The organism is Paraburkholderia sp. RHO2 (genome assembly GCF_050955445.1).
In the GTDB taxonomy this organism is placed as follows: Bacteria; Actinomycetota; Actinomycetes; order Mycobacteriales; family Mycobacteriaceae; genus Prescottella; species Prescottella agglutinans_A.
The window spans coordinates 5,188,346-5,206,166 of the sequence record NZ_CP162617.1 but is presented as its reverse complement, the minus strand read 5'-3'; the positions used below and the strand labels follow the sequence as shown (position 1 = coordinate 5,206,166).

Sequence of the window (17,821 nt, the reverse complement as noted above, 5' to 3'; positions counted from 1 at the left end):
GGAGGCGCGAAGCCTCACGTGCGTTGAAATTCGGTGCGGCACAGCGGGTACAGCGAGTTCTGGTTGCGTCCCCGGTGACTCTCAGGGCGCAGAGGGCGCTAGTCGATACGTTGCGTATCGTCTATGACGTGACACAATGTAACGACCATCACACTTCGACGCAAGGGGTCACCTAGATGCCCAGGAAGCGGCAGGCACAGCACCGGCTCGGGCCGCAACGGGATCCTGCGATCGACGAGGCCGTGCTGAAGGCGACGAGGGAGCTGCTGATCGAGAACGGCTACGCCGGGACCTCGATCGATGCGATCGCCACCCGCGCCGGTGTGGGGCGGCCGACGATCTACCGGCGCTGGCCGTCGAAGGCCCACATCGTGCACGACGCGGTGTATCCGGTGATGGAGTCGGAGAAAGTGTCCGACGATGTCGAGATCTCGGAGGAGATTGCGCGGCTCACCCGCGGTGCGGTCGCGCTGTTCGGCGACCCGGCCGCGCGCGAGGCGGTGCCCGGGCTGATGAGCGAGGGCCGCAGCGACCCGGAACTGCGGAAGGCGCTGACCACGGACCAACTCGAGGTGATCCGTGAGGAACTCGGCCACCGGATCGCGCGGGCGGTCGCTGCCGGCGAACTGCGCGACGGAATTGACGCGGACACCCTGCTCGACGTCATCGCCGGCGCGGCGATCTTCGCGCAGTCCGCGCGTGACGTCCAGGACCAGGAGCGGCTGTCGTCGACGCTCGTCGATCTGGTGCTGCACGGCGTGCTGCCGCGGTGACGCTGGGCAAATCTTGCCGCCTTACCGGCGATCCCACTCCACCAGAAGAGCCTTGGGCCCGCGCAGGGCGACGCCGACCTGGCTCGTCACCCGCGCCTGTTCGGCCGCGCCCTCCTGCAGGCGCAGACCCGGGAGGCGATCGAGCAGGATCGTCAGGGCCGTGTCGAGTTCGGCGAGCGCGAGCCAGCTACCCGCGCAGCTGTGCGGGCCCTGCCCGAACGCGAGCATCGATGTGGTTCTGCGGGTGATGTCGAACCGGTGCGGATCGTCGTGGATCGCCGGGTCACGTAGCGCCGCGTTGATGGAGAAGATCATCGGTGTGAGCGCGGGAATCTCGATCCCGTTCCAGGTGGTCGCCTCAGGGCACGCGCGGGGCAGCAGACCCACCGGTGGTTCCCATCGCAGGCCCTCCCAGATCGCCCACTGGACCTGCTCGCCCGGATCCGCGCGCACCAGGTCCAGTTGATCGGGGTGGGTGAGCAACGCCGAGAGGGTGTTGCCGAGCGCGAGCATCGTGGTGTCGGCGCCGGCCGGGAACAGCAGTCGCAGGAACGACAGGATCTGCTCGTCGTCGAGCGTCTCGCCCTCCGCCGACTCGGTGACGAGCATCGAGATCAGGTCGTCGCCGGGATTGCGGCGACGTTCGGCGAGGATCGGGGTGACGTGCTCGGTGAACTCCCGGGACGCGCGCATCGCCGCCTCCGGGTCGAGGGGGAAGTAGAAGAGGTCGTGGGCCCAGCGGTGCACGGTGGCCTCGTCCTCGACGGGCAGCCCGAGCAGGCGACTGATGATCAGCACCGGGTAGCGCGTGGTGAACTCGGCGACGAGGTCGGCGGTGCCGCGGTCGGCGAACCGGTCGATCAACTCGTGTGCCAGGGGCTCGAGGATCGGCGTGATGTACGAGGCGATCCTGCTGCGGCGGAACGGGGGCGAGACGATGGCGCGGTTGACGCGGTGTTCGCGGCCGGCCATGCACTGCAAGGTCTTTCCCAGCACCGGACCGGTGGTCATGGGGTAGATGGCCGAGGCCGGAAAGGTCTCCTCGTCCTTGAAGGCGGCCGACACGAGGTCGTGGGTGAGCAGCAGGACGGCCTTGACTCCGGCGAACGGGACCACGGCGTAAGGCTTCTCGGCGCGCAGACGCTCGAGGATCGCGTGGACCTCCGGGGCGTCCTGGAACGCGAAGTCGACCCCCTCGATGTCGACGGTGTCGAGCAGGGGCGGTGCGGTCATCGTCGGGACCCTTCCGAGAGAGGCGACACGAATATTCGTGTCACTTGAGCCGAATATCGGTTACAGTGCCGAGGGTAGGAGGAAACATGGACCGTGACAAGGGTGGAAGTGGATCGCCGCCGACCGATCGCGTCGTGGCGGTCGTCGAACTGCTGGCGGGGCGCGAGATGCCGTGCACCATCGCCGAGATCGCCGACGCGCTGCATCTGAGTCGCTCGACCGTCGGCGCGGTGCTCGGTGCCCTCGACATGCACGGCTGGGTGCGGCGGGAAGCGGATCTGCGCTACCGGCTGGGGCCGCGGTTGGCCGGGGTCGCCGAGGCGGCGCGCGCCGCGATGGGTGCACCGCCCGGTCTCGACGACGCCCTCGCGCGCCTGGCCGCAGACGTCGACTGCGGTGCGGCACTCGGCGTCGTCTCCGCCACGGATCTGACGTTCGTGGCGGTCGACGCGGGGCGTGGACGGTTGCCGGCGGGCATCGCCGCCGGAGCCCGACTGCCGTTGCGGGCGCCCGCGGGCGCGGCCGTCATCGCCTTTGCGGACCAGGCGCGGCAGCGTCGCTGGCTGGGGACCCTGCCGCGCGAGGCGCAGGCCGAGACCGCGGCGGTGCTGGAACGGATCCGGACCACGGGGGTGGGCGTGTGGGGCATCGGTGCCGCCGATCCCGGCATGCTCGACGTCCTCGCCGACGTGGTCGAGCTACTCGCCGAGGATCCGTCGCAGCACACCCTCCGGGCCAGGGTCCTCGCCCTGCTTGCAGGGATCAGTGGACGGCCTTACGGTGCAAGGGATCTCGAAAGCAGTGACGCCCTGCCGCTCAGTTACCTCGTCGCGCCGGTATTCGACGCCGACGGTCGTGCGGTGTGGGAATTGCAGATCGGCCCCCTGCGTTCGGCGGTGACGCCCGAGGAACGCACACGCTACATCGAACAACTGACCCGAACCGCTCGGGAACTGGATGCGAGAACAGGAGTGAACACATGAGTGCTGCCGCCGACCTGGTCACGGAGTTCTGTGGCCTGTGGTCCGACCCGGACCCCGCCGTGATTGCCGGCTACTTCACCGAAGATGCTGTGTACCACAATATTCCGATGGACCCGGTCAAGGGGCGGGACGCTATCCAGGAATTCCTGGAGGGATTCCTGGCCACGTTCGACGGTATCGACTTCGAGATCCACCGCCAGGTGGAGCGCGACGGCATCGTGATGAACGAGCGCACCGACGTGCTCCGCGGTCTCGGCAAGGAGACGCCGCTGCCGGTCATGGGTGTGTTCGAGGTGGTGGACGGCAAGATCGCCGCGTGGCGCGACTACTTCGACATGGGCGCGGTCACCGCGGCATTCGAGGGCTGATCACCCCGCGGGCGCGCGAAACTACACAAAGCGGGCACAGAAAGAAACCCCTTACGCAATAGTTGGACGTCCTATAACCTGCGTCACATGAGTGAGGATCCGCGCACCGACACCGTCGACGGAGTGCTCCGGCGGGCCGCCGCCAGGCGCCCCGGTCGCACTGCTCTGACCTTCGACGGCCGCACCTGGACGTACCGCGAACTCGACGACGCCGTCACCCGCGCCGCCGGGCGCCTGCTCGAACTCGGGCTCGCGCCGGGCGACCGGGTGGCGGGGTACGGCGTCAACTCCGACGCGTACGTCATCGGTTTCCTGGCCTGTGCCCGCGCCGGGATGGTCCACGTTCCGGTGAACTACGCGCTCACCGGCGGCGAACTGCGTTACCTGTTGACCCAGTCCGGAGCGCGGGCTGTGCTCGTGGACCCCACATTGGGCGCCAACCTCGAATCGGTGCGGGCAGAACTCGACATCGAGCACGTCGTCCCGCTCCGCGACGCCTCCGGCTCGCTGCTCGAGTCCGCCCGGGCCGGCGACGTCCCGCAGTTGGCCGGCGGCGCGTCGAGTGGCGACCTGGTCCAGCTGCTCTACACCTCCGGAACGACGTCGAAGCCCAAGGGCGCCATGATGACTCACGGCGCGCTGGTCCACGAGTATGTGTCGTCGGTGATCGCGCTCGGCCTGAACGCCGACGACAACCCGCTGATCTGCATGCCGCTCTACCATTCGGCGGGGATGCACGTGTTCATGCTTCCCTACCTGTCGGTGGGGGCGACCGTGCACCTGATGCAGGCACCCGACATTCCCGAGATCCTGCGTCGCATCGAGGCAGACCGGATCGGCTCGCTGTTCCTGGCGCCGACCGTCTGGGTCCCGCTGGCCGGCCACCCGGACCTCGACACCCGCGATCTCTCGTCGCTGAAGAAGGCGCAGTACGGTGCGTCGATCATGCCGGTCACCGTGCTGAACCGCCTCCGCGAGCGGTACCCGGACCTCGGCTTCTACAACTGCTTCGGGCAGTCGGAGATCGGACCGCTCGCCACGGTGCTCGGGCCCGAGGACCACGAGGAGCGTCCGTCGTCGTGCGGGCGGGCGGTGTTCTTCGTCGAGACCAGAGTGGTCGACGCCGACGGCAACGACGTGCCCGACGGCGAGCCGGGCGAGATCCTGTACCGCTCACCGCAACTGTGCCAGGGATATTGGGACAATCCGGAGGCCACCGCCGAGGCGTTCCGCGACGGTTGGTTCCATTCCGGCGACATGGTGACCCGGGACGCCGCGGGCTACATCACGGTCGTGGACCGCATCAAGGACGTGATCAACACCGGTGGCATCCTCGTCGCGTCACGGGAGGTGGAGGACGCTCTCTATACGCATCCCGCGGTCGCGGAGGTGGCCGTCATCGGTGTCCCCGACGAGAAGTGGATCGAGGCGGTGACGGCGGTGGTCGCGCTGCGCGACGATGCCGACCCGGATGCGGTCACCGCCGACGTGCTCATCGAGCACGTTCGGCAGCACCTCGCACCGTTCAAGGTGCCCAAGCGAATTCGCTTCGTCCCCGCCCTGCCGCGCAACCAGAGCGGCAAGCTCCTCAAGCGCGAGTTGCGGGGCGAGCTCGATCCGGCCTGACGGATAACGCGTACGCCGACGGCCCGGTCCCACCGAATGCGGTGGGGCCGGGCCGTCGGCGATTGCCGTGGTGGTGTCCGGCGAGCGTCGCTCACCAGGTGAGGGCAACGCCCTTGTCGCGCAGCCAGATCTGCGGATCGACCTGGTAGCCGTCCGGATCCCAGGTCTCGAAGTGGAGGTGCGGGCCGGTGGACTGGCCGCGGTTGCCCACCGTGGCGATCTGCTGACCGGCGACGACGCGGTCGCCGACGTCGACGGTGAAGGTGTCGACGTGGCCGTACACGGTGATGGAGCCGTCGTCGTGCTGGACGCGGACCCACTGGCCGAAGCCGGACGCGGGCCCGGCGTTGATGACGACGCCGTCCGCGGCCGAGAAGATCGGCGTGCCGAGGTTGGCGCCGATGTCGATGCCGTTGTGGTGCGTACCCCAGCGCGGGCCGTAGCTCGAGGTGAGGACGCCAGACACGGGCTGGACGAACAGGGCTCGCGGCGGCGGCGCGATGACCGGGGCCGGCATGGGGGCGGGGGCCGGTGCGGCCTCGGGTGCCGGCGCGGGTGCGGGTGCCGGCACGGGTTCGGGGGCCGGAGCGGGCAGCGGCGCGGGCATCGGGGCTGGCTGCGGTGCGGGGGCGGGAGCGGGCGCGAGCAGCTTCGGTGCGGGCGTCCACTGCTCGGCCGACGGCGGCGTCCACGCCTGCTGCGCGGCGTCGGACAGCGCCGGGACGTTGATGCCGGGTAGGAACTCGCCGGCGGGCAGCTGGAGCCGGATGTTGCCGACGTCGGGCAGGTGCAGGGGTGCCGCGGATGCGGTGGCGGCGCCGATCTGCACGCTTCCTGCGAGCAGTGCGCCGGTTGCGACGGCGACCGCCGCGGCCTTCAGGGAACGGTGACCGCGGGCGGTCGTGGCAGTCTGGAATTCGGAACTGAGCGTCCTGTGGTGATTGGCCACGGCGGTTACCTCATTTGTGGTCTCTGGTCGGTCCTGCGGACTGCGACCTCGGAACTTTCGTCACGGAAAGGTAACAAGGCGATATCGAAACGTCTAGCGTGACCGAATCTTTACCTTGATGGTTTATGGAACCAACCGGTTTTGCGGAAACCGCAGGTAGAAGCGTTATCGGCTGCAATTCGGGCGGCTTGCCGGTCGGCGAGCCGTGCAGCGCGGACCGGTTGGTTCGACGCGCTCAGCGGTGGTATGCCGAGGTGGGGGAATGATCAGCCTGTGACGGCGGCTAAATTACGTCACTGTGACACGGGCGGGTGTGCGGGTCGGTCGGTCACCGAGCGAACCAAGATCGACGAGACATCGCATCCGGCATCTTCGCGAGGACGACTGTGACGGCAATCTCATTGCGGATGGCCGAGGTCGGTCACGATGCCCAGTGCGCGGCCGGCGTCGACCGCCTCCTCGAGGGTGTGCACGCCCAGTTTGCGGTACAGGGTTTTGCGATGGCCCTTGACAGTGTCCGGGGAGATGACGAGGTCCTCCGCAATCTGCCGCGAGTTGAGACCTCGCATGATGCGCACGAGCACTTGTTCTTCCCGTTCCGTCAGGACTGGGAGCGAGAGAGTCGACGGGTAGTGTTCGGTGCTCGGGGAGGCGAGGAATTTCGCGACGAGATCTGACGACTCGTCGGTGAGGGCGTGCAGCGTGGCGACGACATGTCTGGGCACGGTGGCGAATACGCCGTGAATGCCGGTGCGGGCCGCTGTCGCACACGCCTTAGTCCACGACAGTGCGGCGGCATTCTTGTCGCCGACAGAGTGCAGTGCGGCGGCCTCGAGAACGAGTGCTTCGAGGTGCGGCCGGGTGTACGGGCCCTTGAACCAGTCGTAGCGGCGGCAGGTGTAGATCGCGGCGCGGTGGTCGCCGGTGATGAACTGAGCGCGCGCTTTCGCCACCACCGACCAGGGGGTGCCGTTCGGCGTCGATTCCGCGAGCTGGAGGGCGCGCCACCCGTTTCCATCCGCAAGGTGGACCTCGATCTCGGCGGCGTCGAGTAGCGAGGTGACGAAGCTGCTGCGCGCTCGTGCGCGTTGTTCGGCGTACTGACGGAGGGCGCGCAGACCGAAGTCCGGATCTGTGGAGGCGATAGCGTATCGGCAGCGCGTATACACGATGTATGGCCACAGCTCCACTACCGGGGGGAGGCGCTGAAGCTTGCCCAGCGCGACTCGTGCGGCGTCGATGTCGAGGGTGTCCAGCGCGACGAGTGCCCTTCCTGTGTGGCCGCCGACGTCGATGAGCCGTTCGGTCATCGTGTCGGTCGTCGAGCCGTCTCGCTCGTGCGTGAGCCATTCTTGTGCTCGCTGGGGTTCGCCGACGAGCGCCCAGTTGAGTGCGATGTTGAATGCCGAGTTCCGGGCAATGAAGTCGATACCCTGGGCGCGACCCAGTTCGCGCGCGAGCAGGAGTTCCCGGATCGATGCGGTGACGTCGCCGTCGAGTTGGTAGGTCAGTCCACGTTGTAGCCGCATGAAGGCCAGGGCGTAGGTGATCGCCGGGTCTGGCCGGCCTGCCAGGACGCGGTCGAGAATCGTGCCGACTTGCCGGGCGGTCTCGGCGGCGCGGGTGTACTCACCGGCCAGACGCAGCATGACCGCACGGTGCGAACCGGTGAGGACGATGGCGGTCTCATCCCGCGGGTCAATGTATTTCGGGTCGGGCAGGTGTCCCGTTGCGGCGCCGTCCAGCCCGGCCAACAGTTCTCGTCGTTCGCGGAGCCTCGGGTAAGCCTCGGTGACGGCGTCGGGAAGTCTGAACACTACGTCGCGTACGGCCGTCATGTCGGACCCCAGGAGGTCGTACCAATGGACTGTGAGTAGGTCCGCAACGACCGGCCAATCGAGTGCATCGGCGGCGCACCTGAGTGCTACCGACCATTCATCCCGATCCAGGTGATACTGCGCGAGACGAGACAAGCCGAGGGTCGGATCGACGCCCACCTCGCGCTGTGCTTCGAGCAGGGTGGCGCGAACGGCAGGCGGAATTCGCCAGGAATCTCCACTCGGCGTTGTCGCTAGATGCTCCACGACGCCGACACTCTCGAGTTCCCTAAGGTGTCTCAGCGAGCTGGGGCCACCTCCGAGGAACGCTGCTACTTCGGTTGAAAGGGTGTGCGCGGGGGAGGTGGCGAGTAGGAACTGCCGGTGCGACGCGATCTGAGGTGTAGCAAGAACCGTCGTTCGGATCCGGGCCGTGACAGCCTCGGACAGATAGTGTGCGAGGGCTTTGGGCCGGTGGGGAAGTGCAGGCAGTTCGGAAGCTACCTGTCGAGCGACCGGCATCAGCGAGGACAAACCTCCGGTCAGTCGCCGGACAAGTTCGACTTCATCCCTATTCAGGTCAATATCGCTGGCGTGGAGATACTCTCGTATGTCTTCACTCGTGAAAGTCAAGCTGTCGCCGTCAAGTAGATCGTGTGTCGGCTCCATCAAGGTGGGGTCTGCGAAGATCGGCCGTCCGGTCATGGTGGCGACGATGTAGAGGTGGCGGCAATTTTCGACGAGATCCAGGATCTGCTGCTCCAGATCTGGACCATCAACCAGGTCGACCTGTTCGAGCGCCATCCGAACCGGTGCGGAGGTCGTCGCGAGAGCGCGCCGAACAGTATCTGCCCATGACCGGACCCCGGACTGTACATGTTGGGGACTGATCGCGCCCGCCGTGACCAGTCGAGTCGCGACGAGCTCCCAGTAGCGACTCGAGTCGGTCGGGGCGTTCGCTGGCGGAACCTCGACCGCGACGGACCTCGTGTCCGTATTCTTCAACCAACCGGCAACCAGCGCCGATTTGCCGAAACCATGCGGTGCCCGCACGACGACGAGGGGATAGCCCCTTTCCAGGCGCGCCAGGAGTCGCGTCGGGGCGGGAACAGTGTGGAGAATGCGTTCGGACGCCGGGGAGCCTTCCATGACCATCGATAACCCTTCGAAACGTGCGAGCGTGGTGCCGTCGCTCACGACTGAAGGTTCTGTACGACGGCCCGTCGAAAGGTCGGGATCATCTCTCGTGAACGACAGGCAGACCTAGTATCGGACACGTCTGGGCGAAGGGTGATTCGGGAGTGCCGTTTGGGAAACCGGTACGCGCGTCTGTCGAGAGGGGGCCCGGCGTCAGATCGGGTCGGCAGTGACGACCACGTTGTCCTTGTAGGTGAAGCCGGACGGTAGGTATGGATCGGGAATCGTCTCGCCGCCGCACGTAACGAGCACGAGGCGGGGAGCGCCGGTATCTGAGAAGAACTCGACCGGTAGCGCGACCTTGTCGTAGAGCTTCAGACTGGCGGCACGATACGTCCACATGCGGCCGGTGTCGTCGGTGACGTATATCGGTGTACCGGGCTTGATCCGGTGGAGGGCCCACATGGCGCCGCGAGTGCGGTCGCCGTCGTCGACGTGACCGGCGATCAGGTTGGTGCCTGCGGGCGCGCCGTATTGGACGCCGTTGTCGAGATGCGAGACCTCGGCCGGCGGCGGAAGCACCATGCTGCCGCGCGCGCCGACCCCGGTGGAGACGACCTCGGCGCGGACCCCGAGATCGGGGATGGCGAGAGTTCGCGGACCGAGGTCGGCCGGTGGGGGCGCCCACTGGGCGCCGGTCTCCGGAACGGCTCCGACATCGAACGGGGTCTCCGGAACCGGCGCGGTGAGCGGCTTGCCGGCCGTGCCGATTGCGGTGTAGATCAGTCCGCCGCCGACGGCGAGAAGGACGAGCAGGACAACGACCAGGAGCCCGCTACCCGAGCGGCGTTCCCGGCTGTGTCTGCCCATCAAACCTCCCCTTGCCCTTCCGTCCGGTCCTTTGCCCCCCGCGTTCGAAGGTGGGTCTTGTCCGCGGTCGTGAAGACCTTAGGACACCGCGGACGACTTGGAAACCAGCAAGTTTGTCGGATACCGCATGCAAGTTCAATATCGCGCCACAGGCGTGTAGTTTCACGCCAATTGGCGTCTGTTATCTCAACATCGAAGGGGGACTGCTTTTTTGGCTGCAGAGTGAATGGTCGTTTGTGCGATGTTGAGTTTCGTGCCCATGGGAGTGCAGTTTTGTGCCAGGGCAGGAGTGGGGCATTTCGGCAAGTTAGCGTCGTGGTCGTGCTGTGCCGCGAGTCGGGGCGGCACGCGCATCAGGCAAGGCGATGAGATGATTCTGCCCGGAATTACCGGGGGGACAGCGTGGTTCACACTGATCCGGCTCTCCTGAGGCTTGAACTCTCGTCGGGATGCACCTCACTCAGCCTTGAAAGGAGTTGGGATGTTCAGTCGCGTACGTAAACGGCCAGACGCTTACCCGCGTTCGACCAAGCCGACACTGCTTGTCTCGTCCCTGTTGTTCTCGTTGACGGCCTTTTCGGCTGGTGTCGTGGCGCCGGTCGCTGCTGCGGCGCCGCAGCCGACGTTCTCGTGTGACGCTTACGGGTACCTGTTCCAGTCGCCGAGTGGCGCAGCCGGTCCCCATACGGTCACCAAGATCGATCTCGCGACCGGCGACTCGACCGTGGCAGGCACGACGGTCAAGTCGGTGAACGCTGTGGGCTACAACGTTCTCGACGGCTACATGTATGGCTGGGATGCGTTCAACTTCGAGCTGGTGCGTGTCGGGAGCGATCTCTCTGTCGCTGGCCTCGGTGTTCCTTCGGGGATGCAAGCCATCGGTTACAACGTCGGTGACATCGACGCCAACGGGCACCTATGGATCGCCAAGAGCAACGACGGTACTTGGTTTGAGATCGATCTTAGCCCGGGCTCACCGGTATACGGCACAGTCGTGTCATCGGGTGTGCTTCCGTCGCTCGGCTTTGCATCGGAGCAAGTGGCCGACTGGGCGTGGATCGACGGAGCCCTTTACGGTGTTGCATACGTGGGCGCTTCGACACCCCATCTGGTCAAGTTCGATCCGCATACCAAGACACGCGTCGACCTCGGTGAGATCCCCGCGATGGCGAACGACAACAGCATCTATGGCGCTGTGTACGCGGACGCGAACGGCTACCTCTATGCGTCGAGCAACAACAGCGGGAAGATCTACCGGATCGATCCGAACACCGCTGAGACGATCGTTGTGGCAGACGGCCCCCGGTCGTCGCTCAACGACGGCGCTCGCTGCGCGAGCGCCGCGATTCCGACAGTGACGGTGTCGAAGTCGGTCGATGGTCGTGTTCAGGCGGCGGACCAGTTCACGGTCGGGCTGAACAATGCCGGTGGCTCGACGTTGACGTCGGCAACGACGTCGGGCGCGGGAACATCTGTGTCGACGGTGGACTGGCCGGTATCCCAGGGCCAGACGTACACGATCACCGACGCGCTCACGGCGGGTTCGACGAGCACGATGGCGGACTACGCGCCGGCGATCTCGTGCACGGACGTGACGACCGGTGAACCGGTCGGGACCTCGGGCACGGGCCCGTGGACGCTGAAGGTGACCGACCCGCACGACTACAAGTGCACGGTCACGAACACCGGTCTGATCGGTGGATTGTCGGTGGTGAAGTCGTCGACGGCCACGGATATCACGGCGGTCGGACAGAAGATCCCCTACACGTTCGAGGTGACCAACACCGGCACGGTGAAGGCATCGGATGTGAAGGTCACCGACACGCAGGTCGCGCCGGCCGACGACGCGAACCTGAGCCCAGTCAACTGCCCAGCCACGGACCTCGAGCCCGGCAAGTCGATGACCTGCAGCGCCGAGTACACGGTCTCGCAAGCCGACTTCGACCACGGATCGGTCAAGGACTCCGCGAAGGCGACGGGCAAGTCCCCGACCGGCAACCCGATCGAGTCACAGCCATCGGAGAAGCAGATCCCGACTTCCGGCGCGGATTCGTCGCTGTCGGTGGTGAAGTCGTCGACGGCCACCGAGATCACCGAGGTGGGACAGAAGGTGCCCTACACGTTCGAGGTGAAGAACACCGGCAACGTGACGGTCTCCGACGTGAAAGTGACCGATACCCAGGTCGCGCCGGCTGAGGACAAGAACCTGAGCCCGGTCACGTGCCCGGATACCTCTGTGGCGCCGGGTAAGTCGATGACGTGTACCGCGGAGTACACAGTGTCGCAGGCCGATTTCGACAACGGCAAGATCACCGACATCGCGAAGGCCTCGGGCAAGAACCCACAGGGTGATCCGGTGGAGAGCCCGGAGTCGGGTCTCGAAGTCGGTGTGACCGGTGCCGAGGGCGTTCTGGCGGTCGTGAAGTCGTCGACCGCAACCGCGATCACCCAGGTCGGTCAGAAGGTGCCTTACACGTTCGAGGTGACGAACACCGGCAACGTGACCGTCAAGGACATCGCTGTCACGGACACGCAAGTCGCTCCGGCGGATGCGGCGAACATGAGCCCGCTCTCCTGCCCGGCGACGCCGCTCGCGCCGGGTGAGTCGATGACGTGCACCGCGGAGTACACGGTCAGCCAGGCGGACTTCGACAACGGCAAGATCGCCGACAAGGCGAAGGCCACGGGTACGGACCCGAAGGGTGATCCGATCGAGAGCCCGGAGTCGGGTAAGGAGATCGAGACCTCGGGTGCGAACCCGGAGCTGTCGGTGGTGAAGTCGTCGACCGCGACCGAGATCACCGGAGCCGGTCAGAAGGTTCCGTACACGTTCGCGGTGACCAACACCGGCAACGTGACCGTCAAGAACATCACGGTCACCGACACTCAGGTCGCACCAGCGGACAATGCGAATCTGAGCCAGGTCTCCTGCCCGGTGACGGCGCTGGCGCCGGGCGAGTCGATGGACTGCACGGCCGAGTACACGGTCAGCCAGGCCGACTACGACAACGGCAAGGTCACCGACATCGCGACGGCATCAGGTACTACGCCCAAGGGTGATCCGGTGGAGAGCCCGGAGTCCGGCAAGGAGATCACGACCACGGGAACCAACCCGGAACTGGCGGTCGTGAAGTCGTCGACGACCGCCGCGATCAGCCAGGTCGGCCAGAAGGTTCCGTACACGTTCAAGGTGACCAACACGGGCAACGTCACGGCCTCCGGGATCGCGATCACGGACACGCAGACCGCTCCGGCGGATGCCGCGAACATGAGCCCGATCAGCTGCCCGCAGACGTCGCTGGCACCGGGTGCGTCGATGGACTGCACTGCGGAGTACACGGTGAGCCAGGCGGACTTCGACAACGGCAAGATCGCCGACACCGCGAAGGCCACGGGTACGGACCCGAAGGGTGACCCGATCGAGAGCCCGGAGTCGGGCAAGGAGATCGAGACCTCGGGTGCGAATCCGAAGCTGTCGGTGGTGAAGTCGTCGACCACGACCGAGATCATCAAGGCAGGCCAGAAGATTCCGTACAAGTTCTCGGTGACCAACACCGGAAACGTGACCGCCACGGACGTGACGGTGGTCGACAAGCAGGAGTCTCCCGCATCCAACGACCACCTGAGTGCGATCTCGTGCCCGAAGACGTCGCTAGCACCGGGTGAGTCGATGGACTGCACCGCCGAGTACACCGTGTCGGAGGCGGACGTGAAGTTCGGTGCGGTCACCGACGTGGCAGCCGCGACGGGCAAGACCGTCACCGGTGACCCGATCGAGAGCACGCCGTCGGAGAAGACCATCAAGAAGAAGGGCTTCACCGGCAGCATCCCGGGCGCGGGTTCACTCGCCTTGGGTTCGCTGGCCCTGGGTTCGCTCGGCCTGGGTTCGCTGGATTTGGGTGGCTCGGTGGACCTCCCGACCGGTTCCGCAGGCTCGTCCACTGGGTCGGGTGACTCGTCCACCGGATCGACGGGAACGCCTTCCGAAAAGCCGGAACAGCCGGGCGGCAACCAGCCGGGCAATGGCAACGGCAACAGCAACGGCAACGGAACCGGAAACGGCAATGGCGGCAACGGAACCGGAAACGGTAACGGTGGCAACCAGGCCGGTCAGAACACCGGCAACGGCAACACCCAGTCCGGCAACGGACAGTCCGGTGCCAACTCGGCGCAGGGTGCACGGATCGACTCCGGCGCAGGCGCGGGTGAGTCCGGCATGAACACCGGACTACTCGCCGCAGGCGGCGTGGTCCTGCTGGCGGCGCTCGCCACTGGCGGAGTCATTTTGGTGCGTCGACGGAATACGGGAAACTGACGTTCTCCTGACGTAACCCAAGTGGGGCGGGTCGTAGCGACTGCTACGACCCGCCCCCTGTCGTGTGCGCGTCACCGGCTGGATGTCGACCGGAGCAGCGAAATATGTTGGCTATATAGAGAACTCGGCAGTTCAGGCTGCGGGGTGATCGAAGCTGTGGCAGAGTTTTTGGAACGCACCGTGTGAGGCAATCCGTGGACGGAATTGCCGGCCCGCGCGGGTTGCATCTGCTCTTCAGTTCGTGCGAAGCACAGTGTGGAATCGGGGTCCGCATGTCATTCAACGACGCTCGGCGTTGTCCGCCTACGGGATACGATCTTGCCGACCGGTACAGGCACGGGTCCGGACCTGTACTGCTGACCGGCGTGCAGGCCATCGCCCGTCTGCTCGTCGAGCAGCGCACACGCGACCGGATTGCCGGATTGAACACGGCGGCGTTCGTTACGGGATACCAGGGAAGCCCCCTCGGTGGCGTCGACCGGATGCTGCTCGGCATGCCGAAAGTGCTCGCGGAACACGCCATCACGTTCGTGCCGGGCTTCAACGAAGAACTCGCCGCTACGGCCGCCTGGGGAAGTCAGCACATCCCGGACGGGGCGAAGTTCGATGGGGTAGTGGGTGTTTGGTACGGAAAGGGTCCGGGTCTGGACCGCGCGATGGATGTCCTGAGGCACGCCAACACGTACGGCGCCGATCCTCGGGGTGGGATGCTCCTGATCGTCGGTGACGATCCCGCGGCGAAGTCGTCGACCGTCCCGGCGGTGAGCGAGCGCACCCTGGCCGCCATCGGTGTTCCAGTCTTCTACCCCCGGAATGCGCGCGAGATCGTGATCCATGGGCTGCACGCGATCGCCCTGTCGCGAGCATCCGGATGTCTGGTTGCGCTCAAGATCGTGGCTGACGTCGCGGACGGCGCCTGGACCGTGTCCGACGAGGACCTGCGAGACGTGGAGATCGCTGTCCCGGAGATCGACGTGAACGGTGCACGGTACGAGTACCGGAAGCGTCCGATGGACGTTGCGCCACAGAAGATCATGGAGGCCGAATCGGAGCTCGTCGGCCCGCGGCGTCGACTCATCGACGCGTACGTCGACATGAACCTCCTCGCGCACGTCGAAGGGAGCCGCGATCGAGCGGACCTCGGCATCGTGGCCGGCGGAACTACCTACGATGCGGTCCGTCAGGCACTCGTCGACCTCGGCCTCGACGACCAGGCGCTGCGGTCGAGTGGTGTACGCCTGCTACGTCTCGGGATGATGTGGCCGATCTCGCCCTCCACCGTCAAGTCGTTCGCGGAAGGGCTCGAGACCCTCCTCGTCGTGGAGGACAAGTCTCCCTTCGTCGAAACGCAGATCCGCGAGATCCTGTACGGGGACAAGTGCGCACCGATCGTTGTCGGGAAGCTGGATGCTACTGGGAGCGAACTGATCCCGGCAGGAGGAGAGCTGACTGCGGGGCGCCTCGTGCGGCCGTTGCGCCGCCAACTGGGTGATCGCGTCGGCTTGCGCAGGCCGCTCCCGCCGCCCCTTCCGCTGGAGCCGCTCCCGGTCAAGCGCGCCGCGTACTTCTGCAGTGGGTGCCCGCACAACCGATCGACAGGACTACCGGATGGGTCGATCGGCGCCGGCGGCATCGGATGCCACATCCTCGTCACGATGTCCGGTCGTACCGACAGTGCGGTCACGGGGCTTACCCAGATGGGCGGGGAGGGCGCCCAGTGGATCGGGCAGGCTCCTTTCACCGAGGTGGGTCACACCTTCCAGAACCTCGGCGACGGAACCTACTTCCACTCCGGTCAGCTGGCGATCCAGGCGTGCGTTGCGGCCGGGGTGAACATCACCTACAAGCTGCTCTACAACGAGGTCGTAGCCATGACCGGCGCCCAGGAAGCGGCGGGAATGCTGACCGTTCCGGACCTGACGCACAAGCTGAGGCGAGAAGGCGTCGGACGGATCATCGTCTGTGCGGATCAACCACCACGCTACCGCCAGCGCGATCTGGCGGAAGGAACGCTGCTGTGGGATCGGGACCGGATCGACGACGCGCAGCGTCAGCTCCGTGACACCCCCGGAGTCTCGGTGCTGATCTACGACCAGCACTGCGCGGCCGATGCCCGGCGCAAGCGCAAGCGTGGAGAACTGCCGCCCCGAAGCACGCGTGTCGTCATCAACGAGAGCGTGTGCGAGGGGTGCGGCGACTGCGGTGTGAAGTCCAATTGCCTGTCGGTTCAGCCGGTCGAGACCGAGTTCGGTACCAAGACCCGGATAGATCAGACCTCGTGTAACACCGACTACTCGTGCCTCGACGGCGACTGTCCCGCATTCGTGACCGTCCAGTTGCCAGAGGAGGATTTGCGTTACGAGGCCGCGCAGTCCCCGGTTCCACCAGACGTTCCGGATCCGGTGAATCCTCGCTCGATCGAGACCCGGAACGTCTTCTTGGCCGGCATCGGTGGTACGGGCATCGTCACCGTGAACCAGGTGTTGGCGACCGCAGCTTTGCGTGCGGGATTCGAGGTGGCGGGGCTCGACCAGATCGGACTGAGCCAGAAGGCCGGTCCGGTCGTCTCCCATCTGCGGTTCTCGGAGGCGTCCCTCGAGCCGGCAAACCGCTTGTCCCCCGGATCAGCCGACTGCATCCTGGCGTTCGACCTCCTCGCGGCGGCGGACATCAAGAATCTCGAGTACGGCGCGCGTGAGCGAACCGTCGTGGTGGCTTCGACAAGTCGGACAGCGACCGGAGACATGGTCTACGACAGGAGCATCGCTTATCCGGAGGATGAGTACCTGCTGGACCGGCTTCGCACGGTCAGTACAGCTCTGACCACGATGGACGCACTCGCAGCGGCCGAGACGATCTTCGGTGACACGACGGCCGCGAACTTCCTCGTCGTCGGCGCGGCGTTCCAATCGGGATGCCTGGGGCTGCCCGCGAGTGCGATCGAGGAAGCCATTGCGATCAACGGCGTCGCTATCCAGAGGAACATCGAAGCCTTCAGATGGGGTCGCGTGGCCGTGGCGGAACCTGACGTGTTCCACGCCGTGGCCGCGCCGAAGCCGAAGCGGCGACCGAGCGAGGCTGCCAAGGCTCTGCTCGATCACACGACATTGAGCGGGGAAACTCTGCGCCGTACCGAGATACGGGCATCGGAGCTGACCTCCTACCAGAGTGAACGACTGGCGCGCCGCTACGTCGAACTCGTGCAGCACGTCTGGGGCGCGGAGCGCGCGGTGACTGACGAGACAGTGTTCAGTGAGGCCGTTTCGACCGGCCTGCACAAGTTCATGGCTTACAAGGATGAGTACGAGGTGGCGCGACTGCTCACCGATCCGGAGTTCGCCGCGGAAGTCCAGGCGCAGCTTCCGGGAGCCCAGCAGCTCACCTACACACTGCATCCCCCGATGCTCCGGGCGCTGGGCCTGAAACGGAAGATCACCCTGACACCTCGCGTGCACTGGGTCTTGCGTGTGGTGGCGAAGGGCCGCGTGCTGCGCGGTACCCGGCTCGATCCCTTCGGCTACGCTCGGCTTCGACGTATCGAACGGCAACTTCTGGCGCACTACACCGACCTGGTGACGACCCTCGCAAACGGACTTACCGCCGAGAACTACGTCACTGCGGTCCGGATCGCCCTGTTGCCCAACATTGTTCGCGGCTACGAGGACATCAAGCTGGTGAACATCGCGAAGTACTGCGAGCAACTGACAGAACACGGCATCGAACCACCTGACGTGTGGTCGAGGCGATGAG

At 66.0% G+C, this 17,821-nt stretch carries 10 protein-coding genes; 6 read left to right on the top strand and 4 right to left on the bottom strand.

Going from position 1 to position 17,821, the window contains the following annotated elements; genetic code table 11:
* The first annotated feature begins 176 nt into the window (after positions 1-176).
* Positions 177-773, top strand: coding sequence for a TetR/AcrR family transcriptional regulator (locus ABTV10_RS24155; protein WP_499031199.1), 597 nt, complete (start codon positions 177-179; stop codon positions 771-773).
* A 21-nt stretch (positions 774-794) separates the two neighbouring features.
* Here ABTV10_RS24155 and ABTV10_RS24150 read toward each other — a convergent pair whose 3' ends face one another.
* Positions 795-2,006, bottom strand: coding sequence for a cytochrome P450 (locus tag ABTV10_RS24150; protein WP_499031197.1), 1,212 nt, complete (start codon positions 2,004-2,006; stop codon positions 795-797).
* 86 nt (positions 2,007-2,092) lie between these two features.
* On the opposite strand from ABTV10_RS24150, the gene ABTV10_RS24145 reads away from it, so the two are divergent.
* From ABTV10_RS24145 to ABTV10_RS24135, 3 genes are all read left to right on the top strand, one after another.
* Entirely contained in the window at positions 2,093-2,989 is an 897-nt protein-coding gene (locus ABTV10_RS24145; protein ID WP_499031195.1) for a helix-turn-helix domain-containing protein, read from the top strand.
* A complete protein-coding gene (locus ABTV10_RS24140) occupies positions 2,986-3,357 on the top strand; it encodes a limonene-1,2-epoxide hydrolase family protein (protein ID WP_499031193.1) in 372 nt (123 codons plus the stop codon). The genes ABTV10_RS24145 and ABTV10_RS24140 overlap by 4 nt, the downstream gene beginning before the upstream one ends.
* 87 nt (positions 3,358-3,444) lie before the next feature.
* Positions 3,445-4,983, top strand: coding sequence for an acyl-CoA synthetase (locus ABTV10_RS24135; protein ID WP_499031190.1), 1,539 nt, complete (start codon positions 3,445-3,447; stop codon positions 4,981-4,983).
* 91 nt (positions 4,984-5,074) lie between these two features.
* Here ABTV10_RS24135 and ABTV10_RS24130 read toward each other — a convergent pair whose 3' ends face one another.
* From ABTV10_RS24130 to ABTV10_RS24120, 3 genes are all read right to left on the bottom strand, one after another.
* Entirely contained in the window at positions 5,075-5,932 is an 858-nt protein-coding gene (locus ABTV10_RS24130) for a M23 family metallopeptidase (protein WP_499031188.1), read from the bottom strand.
* 398 nt (positions 5,933-6,330) lie between these two features.
* On the bottom strand, positions 6,331-8,946 hold the full coding sequence (locus tag ABTV10_RS24125; RefSeq protein ID WP_433608319.1) for a helix-turn-helix transcriptional regulator: 2,616 nt from the start codon (positions 8,944-8,946) through the stop codon (positions 6,331-6,333).
* Positions 8,947-9,099: 153 nt separating this feature from the next.
* Positions 9,100-9,756 (bottom strand): class F sortase, encoded by a 657-nt coding sequence (locus tag ABTV10_RS24120; protein WP_433608317.1) that lies wholly within the window; start codon positions 9,754-9,756, stop codon positions 9,100-9,102.
* 589 nt (positions 9,757-10,345) lie between these two features.
* On the opposite strand from ABTV10_RS24120, the gene ABTV10_RS24115 reads away from it, so the two are divergent.
* On the top strand, positions 10,346-14,071 hold the full coding sequence (locus ABTV10_RS24115; protein ID WP_433608315.1) for a CLIPPER-2 domain-containing protein: 3,726 nt from the start codon (positions 10,346-10,348) through the stop codon (positions 14,069-14,071).
* A gap of 272 nt (positions 14,072-14,343) precedes the next feature.
* Positions 14,344-17,820, top strand: coding sequence for an indolepyruvate ferredoxin oxidoreductase family protein (locus tag ABTV10_RS24110; RefSeq protein WP_499031184.1), 3,477 nt, complete (start codon positions 14,344-14,346; stop codon positions 17,818-17,820).
* Position 17,821 lies beyond the last annotated feature (1 nt).